The organism is Enterococcus sp. AZ194, assembly GCF_051713825.1.
Lineage (GTDB): Bacteria > Bacillota > Bacilli > Lactobacillales > Enterococcaceae > Enterococcus_K.
In genome coordinates, this window is the sequence record NZ_JBIOQR010000001.1 from 3,740,243 (window position 1) to 3,759,445 (window position 19,203).

A 19,203-nucleotide genomic window follows, 5' to 3' on the forward strand; every position below is an offset into this window, starting at 1 on the left:
AATATAACTATTCCAACAAAAGTTTAATCTAATCCTTTTCCATATCAAATCGAACAAAAAAGATGGCTCCTCTACAGGAACCATCTTTCACGGCTTTTTTTGTGTTTGCTTATTTACGTAAACGTTCCACGTCGCGAGCAATTACTAGCTCTTCATCAGTTGGAATTAATAAGACTTTAACTTTTGAGTCATCTGTTGAAATTTCAACTTCTTGTCCACGTAAGCTATTTTTCTCAGGATCGATTTCACAACCAAACCAAGTCATATTGTTAATAACTTCGCTACGAACGTGCGCATCATTTTCACCGATACCAGCAGTGAAGACAATTGCATCTACCCCATTCATAACAGTTACATAACTACCAATGTATTTACGGATACGGTCAGTAAAGACATCATAAGCAGTTTGAACTTCAGGTTTGTCTAAGTTTGCTTCAAGGTCACGCATATCACTTGATAATCCAGTTAAGCCTAGTAAACCAGATTCTTTATTTAAAATATTAATCATCTCTTGGATATCAGTTAAACCAAGTTTTTTCATTAAATAAGGTAACAATGAAGGATCGATATCACCTGAACGAGTTCCCATAGTAACGCCAGCTAGTGGCGTGAAGCCCATTGAAGTATCAACAGATTTTCCGCCATCAACTGCTGTGATTGACGCGCCATTTCCTAAATGACAAGTAATAATTTTTAGCTCTTCAATTGGACGACCCAATAAGGCTGCTGCACGTTGAGAAACATATTGATGACTTGTTCCGTGTGCACCATATTTACGAGCAGAGAATTTTTCATAATAATCAGTTGGGATACTATATAAGAAATTGTGTTTTGGCATCGTTGTATGGAACGCTGTATCAAATACCGCCACACTAATGATATCAGGCAAAATTTTCTTGAATGCTTTGATTCCCATTGCATTTGCTGGATTGTGTAAAGGAGCTAATTCAGCTAGCTCTTCGATTTTTTCTAAGACATCGCCTTCGATGATTGTTGAATCTTTGAAGTATTCTCCACCTGCAACTACGCGGTGACCCACGCCTGTAATTTCATCGTATGAACCTAGGATTTTTAAATCAATTAATTGATCTAACAACATTTTTACAGCAATTTCATGATCGTTAATATCAATAATTTGTTCAAATTTTTGATCATCACCATATTTAATTGTAAAAATTGAATCATTTAAACCAATACGTTCAACGATTCCTTTAGCGATAACTTCCTCTGATGGCATTTGATATAATTGCCATTTTAAACTTGAGCTTCCAGCATTAATTGCAATTGTTTTAGACATAATATTCTCCCTTTTTATTCTAATTAGAAATTTTTGTTTTTCCAGTTTTCAAATTGTTTAAAGAATTCCATAACTGTTTCAGTATTTTTTATAGAAGCGACTTTCGCGACTAATACTTCCTCAACCTGTTTGGCATCTTGCCCCTTCTTTTGAAGGATTAAAATACTTTTACTTGATTCTTTTGTTTTAAATAAATCATCTGGTAATTGAACGGCTCCTTGAAGATAGACCTCACTCGTCAGCCATTTTTTTAGATAGGTACTTTGTTCGGTCTCTAAAAAATTACTTGGCACTAAAAATAGACCAAATCCCGCATCCTTCACATACTTCATCGCCTGCTCCATTAACAAATGGTGCGCATAACTATGACCCTCTTCGGCTTTTGTCAGAAACTCTGACGCTTTTTGATCATTTGGATAGTAGCCGATTGGTAAATCACTCATCGCGACATCGACGGGGTCAATCAATAAATCTTGCAAACCATCTTGATGGAAAAACTGAACCTTGGCCTCCGAAAGCTCACTCGTTGAAGCAGCAATAGATAGTAGCGTCTCATCAATATCGACACCAATTCCTGAAGCCTCGTGTTTCGCTAGCTGTAAATTCAAGAGACTTGTCAATAATAAATTTCCCATACCAGACGCCACATCAAGTAATCTAAGTGGTTGTGTTTTATCTGGGAATAGTTGCTCAATCAAATAAACAAACAGATAGCCAATACTATCTGGTGTTAATTGGTGATTGGGCTGTAAGTGTTCTTCTTTACTCCCTTTCAGCAACAAGAGCTGACTTAACTTGCGCCATTCTTCTGGCTCCAGCCCGCAGTCCTTTATCTGTTGATAAATTTCTGACAATCGTTGCATCGTCTTTTCATTTGGTTGACCATCAATTACTCGCACTTGATAGTTGTCAATCAAATTCTCAGCGTTTTCAATATACGCATCTAAAAAAGAAGTATCCAGTGCATTTTGAAGCAATTGGATAGCTTCCACATTCAAAGTAAAGACTTGTTCAATTTTCTCAGGAAACATTCTATCCCTCATTTCAAAAAGCAAAAATGTAACAATTTTTATACCTGTTTAATTCTAACTAATATTTATGTAAATTTCAATCCATTTCGATGTTTTTCAGTGTTTTTTCTTTGTGAATTTAAGAACAAAGAAATCTACCTCCTATAGTCCATTTACGCAAAAAAAATCCATTTTCATGGATTTTTCTAAGGCTGTATTACTAATAAAAGATTCTGTTATACCACACAAGAAAGATTCTTCGCAAATGACACATCACTTCAGCAAGAAATCCTTGTTTTCTCCAACTTTAAACAACTTGGCTTATTTTTGCCTAACTTGTTGGTGAATCTGATAAACTGCCCCAATCATGCCGGCATCATTTTGTAGTTTTGCAGGTTTTACTGCAGCAATTGTCTTATCCTTTAGATAATTGATTGACTCATGTCTGGCAGTCAGTTCCGATAAGCGCTGTTGCAATCGTCTGTTAAACTGTTCATTTGAGCTGATCCCTCCACCAATCAAGATTACCTCAGGGTCAAAACAGCTAATTAAATTCAAAAGCCCCACTGATAAATCTGTGAAAAAATTGGTTAGAATTTCGCAAGCTAACTCTTCGCCTTCTGCTTCACGTTTCATGATCTCCTTGGCATCCCAGATATCTGTAGCATTCGTATCTTTTTTCTTTTGAGCTAGGTTATATTGATAACATAAGCCCCCTACCGTTGCTGCTCGCTTATTCAAAGAAACCTCTTCAATGTCTCCTGTCTCCGGAATTTTATCGATTAAACTCCAACCGAATTCACCGGCCATCCCGTGACTTCCGCGAAAAACTTCGCCGTTGATAATGATTCCACCACCGATACCTGTGCCCAAAACAATACATAAATAGTTGTCGATTCCTTGTGCATTTCCAATCCAGCGTTCGGCAATGGCAGCTGCATTTGCATCATTTTCAATACTTACTGGTAGCCCCAGCTTTTCTTCTAGCTCCTGCTTAATATTCGCGCCATAAAAAGGTTTGATGGCACCTGCAGTCAACATAAACCCATCTTTTTGAATAATCCCTGGTGCGCTGATGCCGATTCCTTTAATCTCTTTGTAGGACGCTTTCGCATTTATGACAATCTCACATAACTCTTCTACAAAAGCCGTCAGATCGTAATTTGTCGGGATCATCTCTTTTTCTAAAATTGATCCTGTTTCATCTAATACTCCATATTTGACATTTGTTCCGCCAATATCAAATCCTACATACATATGCTCAACTTCCCTCTTCTGTAATAACGTACTGAGTAAAAATCTTCATGAAAATATTGGCATTGATATAAATCACCGTTCCAAATCCCATAAATAGCCAAATGAATAATAACTTAGGCAGATAAACTGGCACGATAAAAACACCAAACAGAGTCACAAAAAAGACAATAATGCTGAAGGGCAAATGCTTTAGTGATAAAATCATGGCATTTACAATGGTGCCCGATACTGTATTTTGGAATCGAGCAATCAAAGCAAAAAGATACAAGCCCATCAGAATCAGAAAAGCCATCATTACCATCACTAGGTAATAGGCTAATTTATTGCCTATCATATACCCTTGCAGATAAGGAAACGTCCAGACTCCTGTCACTAATAGCGCAACAATCAGCAGCCACATTTTTGTAGCAGATACAAAGTTGACTTTGAATTGATGTAAATATTCTTTGTACAAGACCCCCTCACTATGCGTTATCATTTTATAAGCTGTTCCATAAGCACTGGCTACAGCTGCGCCAATCGTCACTAAAGGCAGGCAAGAGATGACAAAAACAACATTCAAAAGTAAAATCTGATAAATTCTTTCCATCCCATAATAAATGATTCCTTCTGTACTGAAAATTTTTGACATCCCCTTACCTCCTAATTTTTCATGTTTTAAGATTTACGTGTACGTTCTTACTTTTTACATTCCTAATTTTTTCTTATTCTCTTCGATTTTTTCATTTCGAACTTTGTTTACATCATCAATTTTGTTGTCTTTTTGGAAGCCTTTATATTGTTCCAACAAACCATCTAACTCTTTTTCATCTTTTGCTCGAAGCATTCCAACAAGTGTCGTGCTCCAATTCGTTTGAATCGCACTTAATGCACGTGCTTCTTGTGTTCCTGCATCTGGTCCAATATTTTCTGTTGGAAATTGAGAGGTCAGTTTGCCCTCGCCCCATTTTTGCATTTGTTTCACTGCATCTACATATGAAGCATCATTTAACGCTTTAAAACGGTCATGCCCAAATTGGATAAACTCGCCCATACGATATTCTAATTGCCATTTTTCTGGACTATCTTGTTGAATTTTTCTTGCTTCATCTGTCCATTTCACTTTTTTATCGTCATCAATTGTATACGTTTCTCCCTCAATCCCGAAGTTTGTTAACAATTCTCCTTCATCACTTAATAGATACGTAAATAATTGAATCGCTTTTGCTGGGTCCTTACATTCTTTCCCAATATAGTTGATCATCCATCCTGAAATTCCGGCTTGCGTCAACGTTGACTCATTACCAATTGTACTTTGAATACCATCAACCGCAATATATTCCGAATCAGGATTGTTTGCTTTGAAGGTTTGTAATGGAATCCCTTGGTTAACAAATGAGCCCATCATAACAGTTGCATATTTCCCAGTTTGCAATTTTTCTTTAAATTTATCCCCATCATCAGTAAAGGTATCATCAGAGATATTGCCATCTTGATGTACTTGACGGAAGGCTTTCACCCAGTTGATGTAGTCTTCATCAAGATTTCGATCATAGTATTTGTCATCCTTTGTGTAAGGAACGCCTAACATATCTTGAACAACGCCGTCCATAGACCCATTAGAAGAGCCATCTTTGGCAAAATCATTAAACCCAAATGGAATCAAATCTGGGAATTTTTCTTTAATTTTGTTCATACCTGCAATAAAGCCTTCTGGTGTTGTAAAGTCTGGTTTGCCGATTGCTTCATACACATCTTTTCTGATGATGAAGGCATCACGTGCAAAAATATCGCCGCTATCAAAATCAGTTTGTGTATTTGAATAATCTGGATAACCGTATGATTTTCCATCAGACAATTTGTACCAGTTTAACGTTTCCTCACGAGTGACAGTGTTGAAGTACGGATCATATTTTTTTGCTAAATCCTGTAGAGGTAATGCCCAAGAGTCTGCTTTACGAGCCACTTGAGAATTCGAATCAAAAATAGTCACGATATCTGGCATATCTCCACCAGCAAAATACGTATTTAACTTGGTATCATCGCCAGTAATAAATTCAATATCTACATTCAAGTCTTCTTTAATTTTTTTCGTTACCATGTCTTTGCCGTATTCTGTATTCCACCAGTCCGCATTGACATACCACGTTAGTTTTGTTGTTTCTTCTTTTTTATCTAACTGCCAAGCTGGTGTCGCTTCATCCGGTGTGTAGCGATCTTCAATCGATGGTAAGCTAACCTCTTTTTTCTTACTTGAGTCATCCTTGCTATTGCCGCAAGCCCCTAATAACATCACACTTGCTAAAGCCAATGTACCCATTACTTTTTTTCTTGATAACTTAAACATGTTTTCTTCCTCCTATTCTTTTACCGCCCCAAGCATCATGCCTGAGATAAAATGTCTCTGTAACAGTGGATAGATAATTAAAATGGGAACAGTCGTCACGACGATTGTTGCCAGTTGAACCCCTTTTGATGTCGTACTAATTTCAACTGCGGCATTTAACCCTTGCTGAGAAGCCGCCTGAGATTGCGTAATAATTTCATAGAGCTTCATTTGTAAAGGATAGAGTGCTTTATCCGTCACATAGAGTTTGGTTGTCATGAAGTCATTCCATTGCCAAACACCGTGAAATAACGCAATCGTTGCCAATGCTGGCTTAGATAGTGGAACAAAAATCTTCAAGAAAACGCCCCAGTCACTTGCCCCGTCAATTTTGGCGGACTCTTCTAAAGACGTTGGTACATCTCTAAAGAAATTCATCAAAATAATCACGTCATAATAACTTAACAAGGCCGGAATAATATATACCCAAAATGTATTTAACAGATTCAACGATTTAATTAATAGGTACGTAGGAATCATCCCCCCTGAGAAAAACATAGTGACAATCCCCATTGTTGCATACAAACTACGGCCTTTTAAATTACGTTTTGATAACGCATAAGCCATAATCGCACAGAAGGCTGTATGAGCTAACACACCAATGACCGTCTTAGCGACCGAGATAATCAAGGCTTTCCACATAGATGAATCACCCAAGACTTTTCGATAATTATCTGTAGCAACCTCCGAAGGCCAAAAGACGAAATCACCTTTAGCCAAGGCGTCACTTGAGGCAAATGAAGAAGCAACAATATTCCAAACTGGTACGATGATGATGACGGTGAAGGCCAATAATAACAAGACATTCACTAAATTAAACAGTTTACTATCCTTGTCTTGAACGACACTGCTTTTTGGTTTTGCTAAAGATAAGCGACTCTTTTTCATACTTTCCCTCCTTAAAGCACTGACTGATTATCATTCAGTTTTTTGGTAATAAGATTTGTCAGCACAAGTAAAATAACTGAAATAATGGAGATTCCCAATCCAACCGCTGTCGCATAAGAAAAATCTCCCTGCATTAAACCGACGCGATATACGTATGAATTAATCACTTCTGCATTTGGTTGGTTTTGTGAATTCATCAAAACTAAGGTTTGATCCAAATTCGAATTAAACAGGCCACTCACGCTTAAAATCAAGTTTAAAGAAATAATATTTCGAATCATTGGAATGGTAATACTCCATATTTGTCGAAGTCTCGTTGCCCCATCCATTTTTGCAGCCTCATAATACGTTGGGTCGATTTTAGACATCGTTGCTAGATACAAGATTGTCCCCCAACCTGCTTCTTTCCAAACATCCGATAATGAAGCGATCCACCAGTATTTACCTGCATCTAACATATGGTTTTGTTTCGTTTGAATGCCGATAAAGTTCAACAGTTCATTGACCATTCCGTTTGATGAGAACCAGGTAATAATCATCCCACCCAGAATAATCCATGATAAAAAGTGTGGTAGATACGAAATTGTTTGGACTACTCGTTTGAACACACTGTCTCGTAATTCATAAATCATTACCGCGATAATAATTGGTAGGACAAATCCAAAGGCCAGCTTTAATGCACTAATTCCTAATGTATTAATCACCGACTCCCAAAAATACTTATCCTCCATAATGATTTTAAAATTATCAAACCCGACCCATTGCGCACTTTCAATCGTATCGATAACTGTATAGTTCTTAAACGCAATTACTAAACCATAAATTGGAATAAAACTGAAGATAATCATATAAATAATGCCCGGGATCGCCATCGTTTGTAGCTGCCATTGGTGCCCAAAATCCTTCCACCATTTTACAAAACGACTAGGCTGAGCTGTTTTGGTATTTTTTACGTCCACCCTTTTTCCTCCTTCTGCCGTTATCGGCTAGTCCTCTTTTGCTCGTTGATTGTTTGCTGTTAGTTGTCGGCTGCTCGTTGCTCCGTTGTTTCTCGTAACACTAATTGACAATCTAACGTTTTGTTTTCTCCTTTTTTCTGATTATTAATTAATTTCAACAGTTCAATCACCGCTAATCGTCCTTGTTCTTCGATTGGATTTTGAACAGTTGTAATGTAGGGTCTAAAATAGCCTAGTAATTCAATATCATCGAAGCCAATCACGCTAAAATCTTGTGGTACATGAAGGTCCAACTCTTCAATAGCTTTGATCACTCCGATAGCAGATAGATCATTTCCAGCAAGCCAAGCAGTGGGCCATTCAGTTTTAGGCGTCGTCAGTAAATAGTTTTTAATCGCCACATAACTGGCTTTTTCTTCAAACAAGCCTTCGACAAGCCATTCAGACTTCACTGGTAACTTATTTTCTGACATGATCTCTTTGAAACCGGCATAACGTTTATCGCTATCGTATACATGCGGATGTCCTGGTAAAAAACCAATCTTCTTGTGACCTGCATCCACTAAATGCTGCGTTGCTATTCTCCCTGCTTTTCGCGAATCAAAAACGACACTACTAATACTTTCATCTTTAATCTTCCGATCCACAAACACAGCGTTAATGCCTTCTGCTCGAATGGTACTCAGTGATTCATCATCAATCAATTCTTCAAATCCGATAAACCCATCGACCATATTCCCCAGTAGATGCGACGTTAGCACTTGTTTATCAGAAGAAATCACCACGTTCACCCCATACTCATGATTGGCCGCTTCTTTGACAATCGCTTCAATCAATGTGTTGAAATACGGTCCTGTAATTGTATGGGTATACAGACCAATCATTTTGGTGGTTTTCGTTTTCAACTGTTTCCCCATCAAGTTGGGCGTGTAATGAAGTTTTTTTGCAGCTTCCGTGACTTTTTCAATCGTTTTAGGCGTCACTACATCTAGTCCGTTAAGCGCTTTAGAAACTGTCGCTATTGAAACATTTGCTTCACGTGCGACCTCTCGAATTGTGACTCGTTCTTTCATATGAGTTCCTCCAAAATAAAAACGTTTTTATTTTCTATTAATAAAAAAAGCTCTTCTTAAATGATAAACTCAGTATAAATAAAAACGTTTTCAAAGACAATAGGTTTGCTTCTACTTGGTTTATACATCATGTTTTTGAAAAAAACGTCACGGTGGTACAGGCTGTACCACCGATCAATTTTATCCCACAAAGGTTATCTTCGTTTCCGATAGAATATCTACAGCGCTCGTCCCCAAAAAGAGTCGAAAAGCGCCTGGATCAGTTGTTCGTCTTAGATTACTATGAACATAAGCCAAGTCGTCTGGTTCAATGACAAATTGCACCATTTGTTTCTCTCCTGGCTGTAAGTTCACTTGTTGCCAGGCTAACAGCTCACGCTTTGGTCGAATAACTTCCGTAAATTCATCTTGAAAATAAATCTGTGGTAAAGCATACCCTGCTTGTTTGGAATCATTTTTGATAGTCACGGACAAAGTCAACTGACCATTCTTTTGGAGCTGTTTTGCAGATAGCTCTAAAGCCGAATAAGTGAACTGACTGTAAGACAAGCCATGACCAAATGCATACAAGGGACCGTTTTCTTCATCCAAATACCGAGAAATATATTTTTGATCTGCATTCTCACTCGTCTTCGGTCGACCTGTCGACATTTCTTGGTAGGAATACGGTAACTGGCCAACACTTCTTGGATAGCTCATTGGTAAATGCCCACTGAAGTTTTGTGCCCCACTCAAAAGAGCCGACAAGACACTTCCTGTCTGACTGCCCAAAAACCAGGCAGAGATAATTGCTTTTACTTTTGGTTCCACCTCTGTTAACACAAGTGGGCGACCACTAAACGTAAGTAAGATACTGTTCGTGTTGTGTTTAAACACCCGATCAATCAACGTCTGCTCAATTTCACGCAATCTTAAATCCGTCCGACTGGCAGCCTCGCCCGCTTCCTCACTTGTTTCTCCCACTGCAATCACGACTTTATCCGCCTGCCTTGCAGCTTCTTCAATCGCTGACCACTCGACGGTTTCTTCTGCGACCGAAAGAATCGTCAAATGAGGGAACTCCTTTTTCATGCCTTCAGCTAAAGAAACAGCCGCATGACAATCGCCAATCCATGACCAAGCGCCTAAAACATCTGTCGAGGTCGCTTTGGTTCCAACGACTAAAATACGTTCCTCTTTCTTTAAAGGAAGGACCTGTTCATTTTTCAAAAGAACCGCCGAACGAGTTGCCGCTTCGTAGGCCACTTCATTGAGTTCCTTTTTATCAACTGTCGTTTTCATGCCCCGATAGGGATTTTCAAATAGACCAAGTTCATTTTTCAACTGTAAAACGCGCCACACAGCAGCATCCAATGCTTCCATAGACTCTGTTTCTTCCACTAAATCAGCCAACTCTTGTGAATAACAATCAGTCATCATATCAATATCTACAGACGCTTCAAAAGCTTTTTTTGCAGCTTCACGTGAGTTTTCTGCGACTCGATGATCTTTTAGCTCAGCAATCGCCGCCCAGTCAGAAATCAGAATCCCTTCAAATCCTAGCTTTCCTCTCAAAACAGTTTGTATTAGCGTCTTATTTGCAGTAACCGGTACGCCGTGAATACTATTAAAGGACGTCATCACTAATCGAACACCTTCTGAAATCGCACCCTCAAAGGCTGGCAAATAGTTTTGATACAGCTCAATATCTGAAAGGTCGACGGTATTATAGTCTCTTCCGCCTTCTGCTGCCCCATAACCAATAAAATGTTTTACACAGGCAGCTAAACTCGTCTCATCCTTTAAGTCATTGCCTTGATACCCACGAACATACGCCTTCGTAAGTTCTGTTGATAAACGGACATCTTCGCCATTACTTTCCAACACTCTTCCCCAACGTGGGTCCTTGACATAATCAGCCATTGGAGAAAACGTCACATGGATTCCTTCTTTAGTGGCTTCAACAGCTGAGCTTCGTGCTACTTTTTGAATCAGTTCCGAATCAAAAGAAGACGCCAGTGCAAGAGGAATCGGAAAAATCGTTTCATACCCATGAATCACATCTGCCATAAACAGCAAGGGAATCTTATGTCGGCTATTGGCTAGATACGTTTCTTGAATTTGTTGCACTTCTTGCGCTCGATGTGTGCCCAACACTGAACCAATTTGATAAAGCTTCTGTTGGTCAGCTCCTTGTCTCAAAGGACCCGTAATCTCTCCTTGATTTCCAAAAAAATCTGGCGTGACTTGTACTAACTGGCCAACTTTTTCTTCCAAAGACAAACGACTTGCTAATTGTTTTAAGGCTGTCTGTTCCATCGCTATTCCCCAACTTGATCTTTAATCAGATTTTTATACCACTCAAAAGAATCTTTTTTCTGACGTGCCAAAGTCCCCTTGCCTTGGTTATCTTTATCTACATAAATAAACCCATAACGTTTTTCCATCTCACCCGTTCCAAAGCTGACAATATCTATAATGCCCCAAGGAGTATAACCTAATAATTCAACCCCATCGACAGTCATCGCAAGTGCCATCTGGTCGATATGTTTTTGTAAGTAATCAATTCGATAAGGATCATGAATTTGCCCATCCTCAATCTTATCGTAGGCACCAAACCCATTTTCTACTATAAACATTGGTAAATTGTAGCGCTCATAAACAACATTTAGCGTATAACGTAACCCGACAGGATCAATCTGCCATCCCCAGTCACTTGCTTTCACATACGGATTTGCAACAATTTTAGCCTCTGGATATTCTTCTATTGGGTCACCAGAAACCTCATTTAATGTTGTCACGGCTCCTGACATATAGTAACTAAAGCCAATATAATCAACCGTTCCTTCCAATAATGCTTGCCGCTCTTCTTCAGAAATATCAATCACATAACCTTTTTGTTTCCAGTAATGTTCTGTGTAAGAAGGTACTTTCCCACGAGCATGTATATCTGAATAAAAGAAGCGGCGATTCATGACTTTTACAGAAGCCATCAAATCATCTGGATTACAAGAATACGGATAAACAGGAACATACGCCATCATACAGCCAATTTGAAACGCAGGATTAATTGCATGACCAAGCTTGACAGCCTTGGCACTGGCAATTAACTCGTTGATTCCCGCTTGGAAAGTCAGCTCTTCCTTATTTTCTCCTTCCTTAAAACGCATCGCTGAATTCGTCCAAGTGTGTAAGTCATGCTGTCCATCCGCTTGATTATTTATTTCATTAAAAGTCATCCAGTATTTGACTTTGTCTTTATAACGAGTCATCACCGTCTTAGCAAAATGAACAAAAAAATCAATCACTTTTTTGTTTCTAAAGCCACCATACGCTTCATATAAATGATAAGGAATTTCAAAATGAGACAAGGTAATAACCGGCTCAATTCCGTTTTCTAACAGCTCATCAAATAAATCATCATAAAACTGAAGACCTGCTTCATTCGGTTCTGTTTCATCGCCCAAAGGAAAAATTCTAGTCCAGTTAATTGATGTTCGAAAAGCTTTTAAACCTAGCTCTTTAAACAATTGAATATCTTCTTTGTAGTGATGATAAAAATCAATCGCTTCATGATTCGGGTAATTCTCCCCTTCAAGCACCCCTTCAGTAATCTTTCTAGAAACACCATTCGCTCCTGCTGTCATAACATCAGCTATACTAACGCCTTTTCCGTCTTCATTCCATGCTCCTTCTACTTGATGGGCAGCCACCGCGCCTCCCCATAAAAAATCTTTTGGAAATTGTCTACTCATTCTCCATTCACCTCATTTAAGTTATTATCCACAGTATAGTAGGTGAAATCCCTTGATTCAATAACTCAGAGGTACTCTGGTTAAAGCGCAGCCAAACAGAAAAAAACATCACGTTGGTACAACCTGTACCATCACGTGATGTATAAACTTTTTTCTATTCTTGTAATCGATTTGCTAGCTGTTCAATCAGAAAAATACAAGGAATCTGGCTAGTCAAATCTTCATGTTTTTTTACACGCTTGATATCCACGTGATAATCCAAAACAAAATCCGACATTTTCGCTAATGTCGAGTTAATATCTGCAGTAATCGCTACGGTCACAAAATCATCTTTATTACGAAAACCATTGATGACCTCCACAACCTCATTGGTCATCCCAGAGACAGATAATGTCACCAAAATATTATCACTAGTATTCTTTAACTTGGACATAATAGGATAAGTGGGATCAACTAACGCGTAACTATTATAACCAATCGAAGCAAAACGTCGAGCCGCATACTCACAAATAGAACCTGAGGCACCTATTCCGAAAAAGACAATATTTTCACAATACTGAATCTGCTCAACAATTTGATTTAATTTGCTTTCAATATTCCTAGGAAAATGATTTCTACTCAATATGTTTAGCGCATCGTCAAAACGATCACTTTCAACTGACTCTACACTAAACTGACTTCGAAACTCCGTATAGCTTTCATACCCTAGCTTTCGTATTAATCGCATCACCGAGGACGCGGAAGTATGTGACTCTTTTGCGATATCTCTCAATCGCATATAAGGGACTTTATCCACATTGCTGCTCATATAGTGATAAATTGCCTGGTCCGTATCAGACAATGAATTAAAATCGATATTCCCAAAGAAACCCAAGTTGCTCTCCTCCGTTCTCTATACGATTATTACTATATACTATTCTGACAAAAAACACTATATCAAAAGCCCACTCTCAGCCCTATCAACTTATCGGTAAGATGGATTTTTTGGTTCAAGCAGTCTGGGTATCCTTAGTACAAGTCACCAAGGCCCTTGTTTTTTCTGTAAACTCAACTATATCAACGAATCATTTTCTAGCCTCTTCCTCAAAACGATAATAGGCTTCTTTGATCTTAATCTCCATTATGAGCTTTTTATCTTCTGTCGTATACGTCAATGTGCCTTTATTGTACAGCCGCTCCCCACTTTTAGGGAAATCATCGCTAGTCCCTTTTGGAGGGGGCGCGCTCTCTGATTCACTTCCATAATATTCGGTTAAAAAGAGCTCTTTGATGGTTTTAGCATAATATAGATTGGTGGTTCGAATCATAAAGTCGGTATTCAATTTCTCATCTTCTAAAACAATCAAAAGTAAGCTAGTGGTTAGACTAAAAAATAGGAGCACTGAAAGGAAAATCCCTCCACGATTCTTATTCTGGGATTGCCCACTGCCCCCAATGTTTGTGCCCATCTATAAAGACCACCTCCATTTGAATTTGTTTACCCACTTGTTTTAATTTGACTGTCGAAACATCCATTAACATGGGCTGATGTCCCCCATTTTCTCGTTTTCTAATCATTGTATTATAGGGTTGAATCAACACCTCTGTCCCGTTCATTTTTTTCAAGTAAAGGGTCGTTGCATCGGCCTTTACAAATGTATCCTCCTGCAGCTCATACTCTAACTGAATCAAGAATACTTCCCATTCTTTATCTTTTGATTGTTGTAATTGATGGTGTGTTTCTTGCGTAATTTGAATAAATGGTCCAATGAAAAGAAATAAGCTACACAAAACAAACAGTGCAATTAAACATTCCAACAAGGTAAAACCCGAATAAAATCTAGGGATTTTGGGATTCAATAAGCAACTCTTCCTCTCCAGCAGTTATTTGAGCCGACTGGATAGATTTATCTTCTTGTAAGTGTATCTGATAAAGTCTAGAAAACTCTTTTGCCCGACTCGTCTCGCCTTTGTGAAATCGATAATCGCGTGTTTCTTCATACAATACGCGAGCCATCTCAATCGTCCGCATTTGTGTCTTCCCTCTTTGCATCAAAAAACTCTCCGTGTAAACAAATGATAGGATAATGGTTGAAAAAAGAGCAAAAGAAAGTAACGCTTCAAAAAGAATATAGCCTTTATTCGATTTTTTTAATATATCGACCACTCCCCAACTGCATCTGATAACTAACTGTTTTGTTCTGATTTTTCCAATAAAATTTCATCTTGCTTAAGCTACTATTATTGCCTGAACTCATTGCAAAAGTAATCTTAGCTACGCCTGTATAACTCAACTCATCTGGAATCTCTAAAAGCGACCATTTAATTCCTGTTGAGATCTGAGTCTTAAAATAAATAGACGTCTTATCAATCAAAATATTAGTCGGCAACATTCCTGTAATCGCAGCTTGTTGACAGGCTAAAAAGCGTTTTTCAAAGACAGCAAAAAATTGTTCAATCTCAATCTTCTTCTGTAACGGAGCACTGGCTAACACGGGAATAAAAATAAAGCTTGTCACCACCAGAAGAACAATTAACGTCTCAGCGATCGTAAACCCCTGCATTTTCTGTTTTCTCACGGATTTTTTCCAGTCACAGAATCATATTTATCTTTTTGGTCTTGTGTAATGTACCCTTCTTTGACCAATGTATCCGTAGTCGGTAAAGGACTGTCTTTTTCAATTGAATACAACTCCATTTGGGTCTCAACTACTTTCACAATCGCTTGATTACTTTCCGTATTCACTGTATCTTTGTGTTTTGATAAATTAGGAACAAACAGCAAGATTAAGACGCTAATGATTAAAAGTACAATGAGCATTTCGATAAGAGTAAATCCTGAATACATCCGTTTTTTCAGACCCATTTGCATCTATAAAACTCCCTCCATATTGCCATAAATAGGTAGTAGCATCGCAGCATAAACACTGACAATCAATACTGCAATTAGTAAAAAAATGATTGGCTGAATCCATTGTAACGCTCGCTCGATTTTCTTAAAAAATTCCTTCCACATAAAATCACTATAAAACAGCAGCTCTTCACCCAAGCGACCTTTCGCTTCTCCTTGAATAACAATTCGGCTCATCTCTGTTGTTAAAAATAAATAACCTTCCAATTGTTCAGCTAAAGGTCGCCCTATTTGAAGCGCGGTTTTTAAGTCCTCCGCTACCTCTTGCATAATACTGCCTTTTCTTGTAAGAATCAGACAATCAATAATTTGTCGCATCTCCAAGCCTTCTTGAAAAAGCTTGCCCCACTCTAATGAGATATAGGCAGAAAGATAGCTTCTATAAAAAGCACCCACTCCAAAAATCCGACTATAAACCATTGCACGTTGAAGTGCTGTTCGACGGCTCATCACCAGTCTAAAGCCTGCTATAAATAGACTCACAATTCCACAGAACGCTCCGATATATATCGGCCCTTTATCAATAAATTGAATCCCTAAATGTCCTTTATTCACCATACCAGACATCAAAAGCTGGGGAAGTAAAACTTGACGCATCCCGATAAGAACCCCTGCCATAAACAGCAACAAAAGAACAGGATAACTACACAGCTTAATAAAATTTTTCCTCTGTGTTTCTAATAGATTCATTTGTTGTGCCATCGAACGTAGCGTGCTGACAAAGTTACCATGGACTTGTGCTAGTTGTATCTGAACGATTTGTTGTGGGCTAAATTCTGCCATCATAAAACAATCGGCTAAACTTTGCCCCTCAACAAGTCCCGTCTGAAACTGTGTCAGTAACGTTTCCGGGAATTGATTCATCTTCTTAATAAACTTCAAAGCCTCTTGAATACTGAAGCCATTTTGAAGAAGCTCAGAAAAAAAAAGTAAGAAAAGTTGTTGCTGACTGCGCTTATTCTTTTTCCAACTTGTAGTTTTTCTCATCAATTCTCCCATCCTCCAAAAGCTGCTTTAGTTGCGTGTTCCAATCCGCCTCTTTTATCTCGTCTCCTTGGTATAACTGATAGGCAACGGCTCCTTTTACTAAGTGATCTGCTTCATCCGTGAGTAATCGTTGATAGATAATCCCTTTTAAGCAGTTTTGAATTTCTTTATCTGAGTGTGTCAATTCTTCCAAACGTTCCCTGATTCCGATAAGACTTTTGGCATGGATGGTAGCATATACGCGATGTCCTGTCAGCGCCGCTCGAATCGCGGCCATCGCCGTTTGTTGGTCACGAATCTCACCAATAATCAAGACATCTGGGTGATGCCTCAATGAAAGCTTGATGAGTGTCTCATAATCTTGCTGAATTTGATGATTGATTTGAAGCTGTAAGTATTGTTCCTCTTCAATTTCTACAGGATCTTCAATAGTAATCACCTGCGCATGCGCACGCTTAGCCAACGCATACATAAGTGTCGTCTTTCCTGAGCCGACTGGGCCACCGAACAAATATAAGCCCCGACGACTGGTTTCTTCACGGATCGTCTCTAACACCTCTGGGCAAAAATAAAACAGTTGACTTTCCCCAAACGAATGCAAAAATCTAAGCACCATACTCTCCTGTTGACGGTAATTACCGACTGTTGAAATTCGTAACCTCTGAACCTCCCCATTAACAAGATACGTGCAAGCACCTAGTTGCGCTTTTCTTCTCTCACCAACATCCATTTGCCCCAAATACTTAAAGCGACTAATCAACTGCTCGGCCACCGATTCATCTAATAGCTGCTGGACACGCCACTTATCGTTTTTCCTAAAAATAAGCTGGTATTCTTGCCCTTTAGGTAAGATATACACATCCTGAACTTGCTTTAATTTCCCTTCAATAACTAACTCATCTGATAATTGTTGAATCATATATTCGCCTCCTCATGATTTACATACGCAAACCATTTCTAATTCTGAATAAAGTTGATGATTTCTCAAAAAATTTAGGGAGAAGCAAAAAAAAAGACCTTCTCAATGGGTACTCCATTGAAAAAGTCTGTTAACTCGTCACCTATTTAAATAGAACTATTTTTTCGTTTTATCTTGGAATCTTGCTTCCACACGATAAATTCGTTGCCCTCTGGAAGAAAATTTTTCTTCATACTCTGTCATGATATTCCCCTCATAATCGCTTGTATGAAGGTCTAACCAAACCTTCTGTAAAATCATACCATACTGAGAAAAACTAGCTAATGAGTACTCGAACAATCCTTGATTATCCGTTTTAAAATGAATTTCCCCAGCTGGTTTTAAAATTTGTTCATCGGTCGCTAAAAATGTTTTAAAGGTTAAGCGACGTTTTTCATGCCGTTTTTTTGGCCATGGATCTGAAAAATTCAGATAAATTTGATCAACTTCATTATCTGCAAAATAATTGGTCAATGCAGAACCATCGACATGTAATAATTGTAGATTAGAAACTTCTGCTTCTACTAAACGATCTAACGCTATGGAAACAACGCTTAATTGCATCTCAACACCAATATAATTAATCTCTGGATGGGCTTTTGCCATTTCAGTAATAAACTGACCTTTCCCCGTACCAATCTCTATGTGAATCGGGTTTTGATTGCCAAATCGTTCATGCCAACGACCTTTCCATTCTTCTGGGTTTTGAACAACATAATTAGGATGAGCAGCTAATAATTCATTTGCTCCTTGACGATATCTTACACGCATATTTTCGTTCCTTTCTCTGTCTCATTTAAGGTTAGGGTAGGAAACAAGCTTGGGCCAAAAACTTTCACCCAAGCCTGCGCTTTCCCTCTATTTAACTCAATAGCTGAGCATGTTTACTAGTAAAATCAGCCACTAAAAATTCGCTTTAATTGCAAAATTTCTGCATTCATTCGTTTAAAATCATTTCGTTTATATAACCGTGAAACTTCTTGTAAAAGATTCATGACAGCATACCAATGCATCCGTTCGAGTGTTTCATCTGAGGAACGAATCCCATAACTCACCAACCATTGACTCCAACTAGATAAAGGAACATAATGACCTAAAATTGTCCCAATATCTACTGCCGGATCGGCAAACATAATCGAGTCCCAATCAACCAGGTAAAGATAGTTTTGACAAACCATCCAATTCCGATGATTGACGTCTCCATGAACTACTGTGTATTGTTCTTGACTATAGGTTGGTATCTGTCTCATCAAATAACGAAGTACTAGGTCTAAAAACTTATTTTTTTTGATAGCATCCGGCATTTGCTGCTGATATTCTTGTAGCATTAATTCCGGAGTCACAATCTTCCCACCGATTCGACTCATCATTGCTTTTAAAGTTGCTGAATGGTGAAGATGATATAACACATCAATGACATCGTTTCGACGACCAATCTCATCAGGCGTAAGCAGTCTACCTTCCATCCACTCTTGAGCAGTCAAGGTATCGCCGTTTCCAGTTCGTTTTGTCCAAACAAGCCTTGGCGTGATTCCTTCTCTAGAAAGAGCAGCCAGCATGGGGGTCGTATTACGCTTAATAAACACACGGTCATTGTCGCGAATACCTATATATGTTTTTCCTGTGTCCCCTTTTATTGGGCGGACTCGCCACTCTTGGTCCAACTGAAACTCCATCGGTACTGTCTCCTGTCTTCTAGTTTTCGCAGTATCTACTATTCTATCTCCCTAAAACACCACCGTCAAGCACCTATCCCGTCATTTTTGTCGAATCTCATTAGAAATT

The 19,203-nt window shown here is 38.5% G+C and carries 20 protein-coding genes; all 20 read right to left on the minus strand.

From position 1 onward, the window contains the following. Positions 1-109: 109 nt before the first annotated feature. The 20 genes from IGI37_RS17375 to IGI37_RS17470 all read right to left on the minus strand — a co-directional run bounded on the left by IGI37_RS17375 (position 110) and on the right by IGI37_RS17470 (position 19,094). Positions 110-1,297 (minus strand): acetate/propionate family kinase, encoded by a 1,188-nt coding sequence (locus IGI37_RS17375; RefSeq protein WP_438763335.1) that lies wholly within the window; start codon positions 1,295-1,297, stop codon positions 110-112. Positions 1,298-1,320: 23 nt separating this feature from the next. After that, complete coding sequence (locus IGI37_RS17380) at positions 1,321-2,328, minus strand: class I SAM-dependent methyltransferase (protein ID WP_438763336.1); 1,008 nt, start codon at positions 2,326-2,328, stop codon at positions 1,321-1,323. A gap of 300 nt (positions 2,329-2,628) precedes the next feature. Further along, entirely contained in the window at positions 2,629-3,564 is a 936-nt protein-coding gene (locus IGI37_RS17385; RefSeq protein WP_438763337.1) for an ROK family protein, read from the minus strand. Between the two features lie 4 nt (positions 3,565-3,568). Beyond that, entirely contained in the window at positions 3,569-4,195 is a 627-nt protein-coding gene (locus IGI37_RS17390) for a DUF624 domain-containing protein (protein ID WP_438763338.1), read from the minus strand. A 54-nt stretch (positions 4,196-4,249) separates the two neighbouring features. Further along, on the minus strand, positions 4,250-5,890 hold the full coding sequence (locus tag IGI37_RS17395) for a sugar ABC transporter substrate-binding protein (RefSeq protein WP_438763339.1): 1,641 nt from the start codon (positions 5,888-5,890) through the stop codon (positions 4,250-4,252). A gap of 12 nt (positions 5,891-5,902) precedes the next feature. Next, positions 5,903-6,817 (minus strand): carbohydrate ABC transporter permease, encoded by a 915-nt coding sequence (locus tag IGI37_RS17400; protein WP_438763340.1) that lies wholly within the window; start codon positions 6,815-6,817, stop codon positions 5,903-5,905. Between the two features lie 11 nt (positions 6,818-6,828). Next, the gene (locus IGI37_RS17405) at positions 6,829-7,689 is read right to left on the minus strand and encodes an ABC transporter permease (RefSeq protein WP_438763682.1); all 861 of its coding nucleotides are present in this window, start codon (positions 7,687-7,689) and stop codon (positions 6,829-6,831) included. A gap of 146 nt (positions 7,690-7,835) precedes the next feature. Beyond that, complete coding sequence (locus IGI37_RS17410; protein WP_438763341.1) at positions 7,836-8,849, minus strand: LacI family DNA-binding transcriptional regulator; 1,014 nt, start codon at positions 8,847-8,849, stop codon at positions 7,836-7,838. A gap of 180 nt (positions 8,850-9,029) precedes the next feature. Continuing rightward, a complete protein-coding gene (locus IGI37_RS17415) occupies positions 9,030-11,147 on the minus strand; it encodes a glycoside hydrolase family 3 N-terminal domain-containing protein (protein ID WP_438763342.1) in 2,118 nt (705 codons plus the stop codon). 2 nt (positions 11,148-11,149) lie between these two features. Further along, complete coding sequence (locus IGI37_RS17420) at positions 11,150-12,583, minus strand: 6-phospho-beta-glucosidase (protein ID WP_438763343.1); 1,434 nt, start codon at positions 12,581-12,583, stop codon at positions 11,150-11,152. Positions 12,584-12,737: 154 nt separating this feature from the next. After that, positions 12,738-13,457 (minus strand): MurR/RpiR family transcriptional regulator, encoded by a 720-nt coding sequence (locus IGI37_RS17425; RefSeq protein WP_438763344.1) that lies wholly within the window; start codon positions 13,455-13,457, stop codon positions 12,738-12,740. Positions 13,458-13,647: 190 nt separating this feature from the next. Beyond that, a complete protein-coding gene (comGG, locus tag IGI37_RS17430; RefSeq protein ID WP_438763345.1) occupies positions 13,648-14,031 on the minus strand; it encodes a competence type IV pilus minor pilin ComGG in 384 nt (127 codons plus the stop codon). Then, positions 13,991-14,422: a competence type IV pilus minor pilin ComGF gene (comGF, locus tag IGI37_RS17435; protein WP_438763346.1), complete on the minus strand. Its 432-nt coding sequence runs from the start codon at positions 14,420-14,422 to the stop codon at positions 13,991-13,993. The genes comGG and comGF overlap by 41 nt, the downstream gene beginning before the upstream one ends. Next, complete coding sequence (locus IGI37_RS17440; protein WP_438763347.1) at positions 14,403-14,615, minus strand: hypothetical protein; 213 nt, start codon at positions 14,613-14,615, stop codon at positions 14,403-14,405. Before IGI37_RS17440 ends, comGF begins: the two co-directional genes overlap by 20 nt. Before the next feature lie 85 nt (positions 14,616-14,700). Further along, positions 14,701-15,141 (minus strand): competence type IV pilus minor pilin ComGD, encoded by a 441-nt coding sequence (gene comGD / locus IGI37_RS17445; RefSeq protein ID WP_438763348.1) that lies wholly within the window; start codon positions 15,139-15,141, stop codon positions 14,701-14,703. After that, positions 15,138-15,434, minus strand: a complete 297-nt coding sequence (comGC, locus tag IGI37_RS17450) for a competence type IV pilus major pilin ComGC (RefSeq protein WP_438763349.1) — start codon at positions 15,432-15,434, stop codon at positions 15,138-15,140. Before comGC ends, comGD begins: the two co-directional genes overlap by 4 nt. After that, the gene (comGB, locus tag IGI37_RS17455; protein ID WP_438763351.1) at positions 15,435-16,460 is read right to left on the minus strand and encodes a competence type IV pilus assembly protein ComGB; all 1,026 of its coding nucleotides are present in this window, start codon (positions 16,458-16,460) and stop codon (positions 15,435-15,437) included. Next, entirely contained in the window at positions 16,429-17,379 is a 951-nt protein-coding gene (gene comGA / locus IGI37_RS17460; RefSeq protein ID WP_438763352.1) for a competence type IV pilus ATPase ComGA, read from the minus strand. Before comGA ends, comGB begins: the two co-directional genes overlap by 32 nt. 156 nt (positions 17,380-17,535) lie before the next feature. Further along, complete coding sequence (gene trmB / locus IGI37_RS17465) at positions 17,536-18,189, minus strand: tRNA (guanosine(46)-N7)-methyltransferase TrmB (RefSeq protein WP_438763353.1); 654 nt, start codon at positions 18,187-18,189, stop codon at positions 17,536-17,538. Between the two features lie 125 nt (positions 18,190-18,314). Beyond that, positions 18,315-19,094: a phosphotransferase family protein gene (locus IGI37_RS17470; RefSeq protein ID WP_438763355.1), complete on the minus strand. Its 780-nt coding sequence runs from the start codon at positions 19,092-19,094 to the stop codon at positions 18,315-18,317. Between the last annotated feature and the right edge of the window lie 109 nt (positions 19,095-19,203).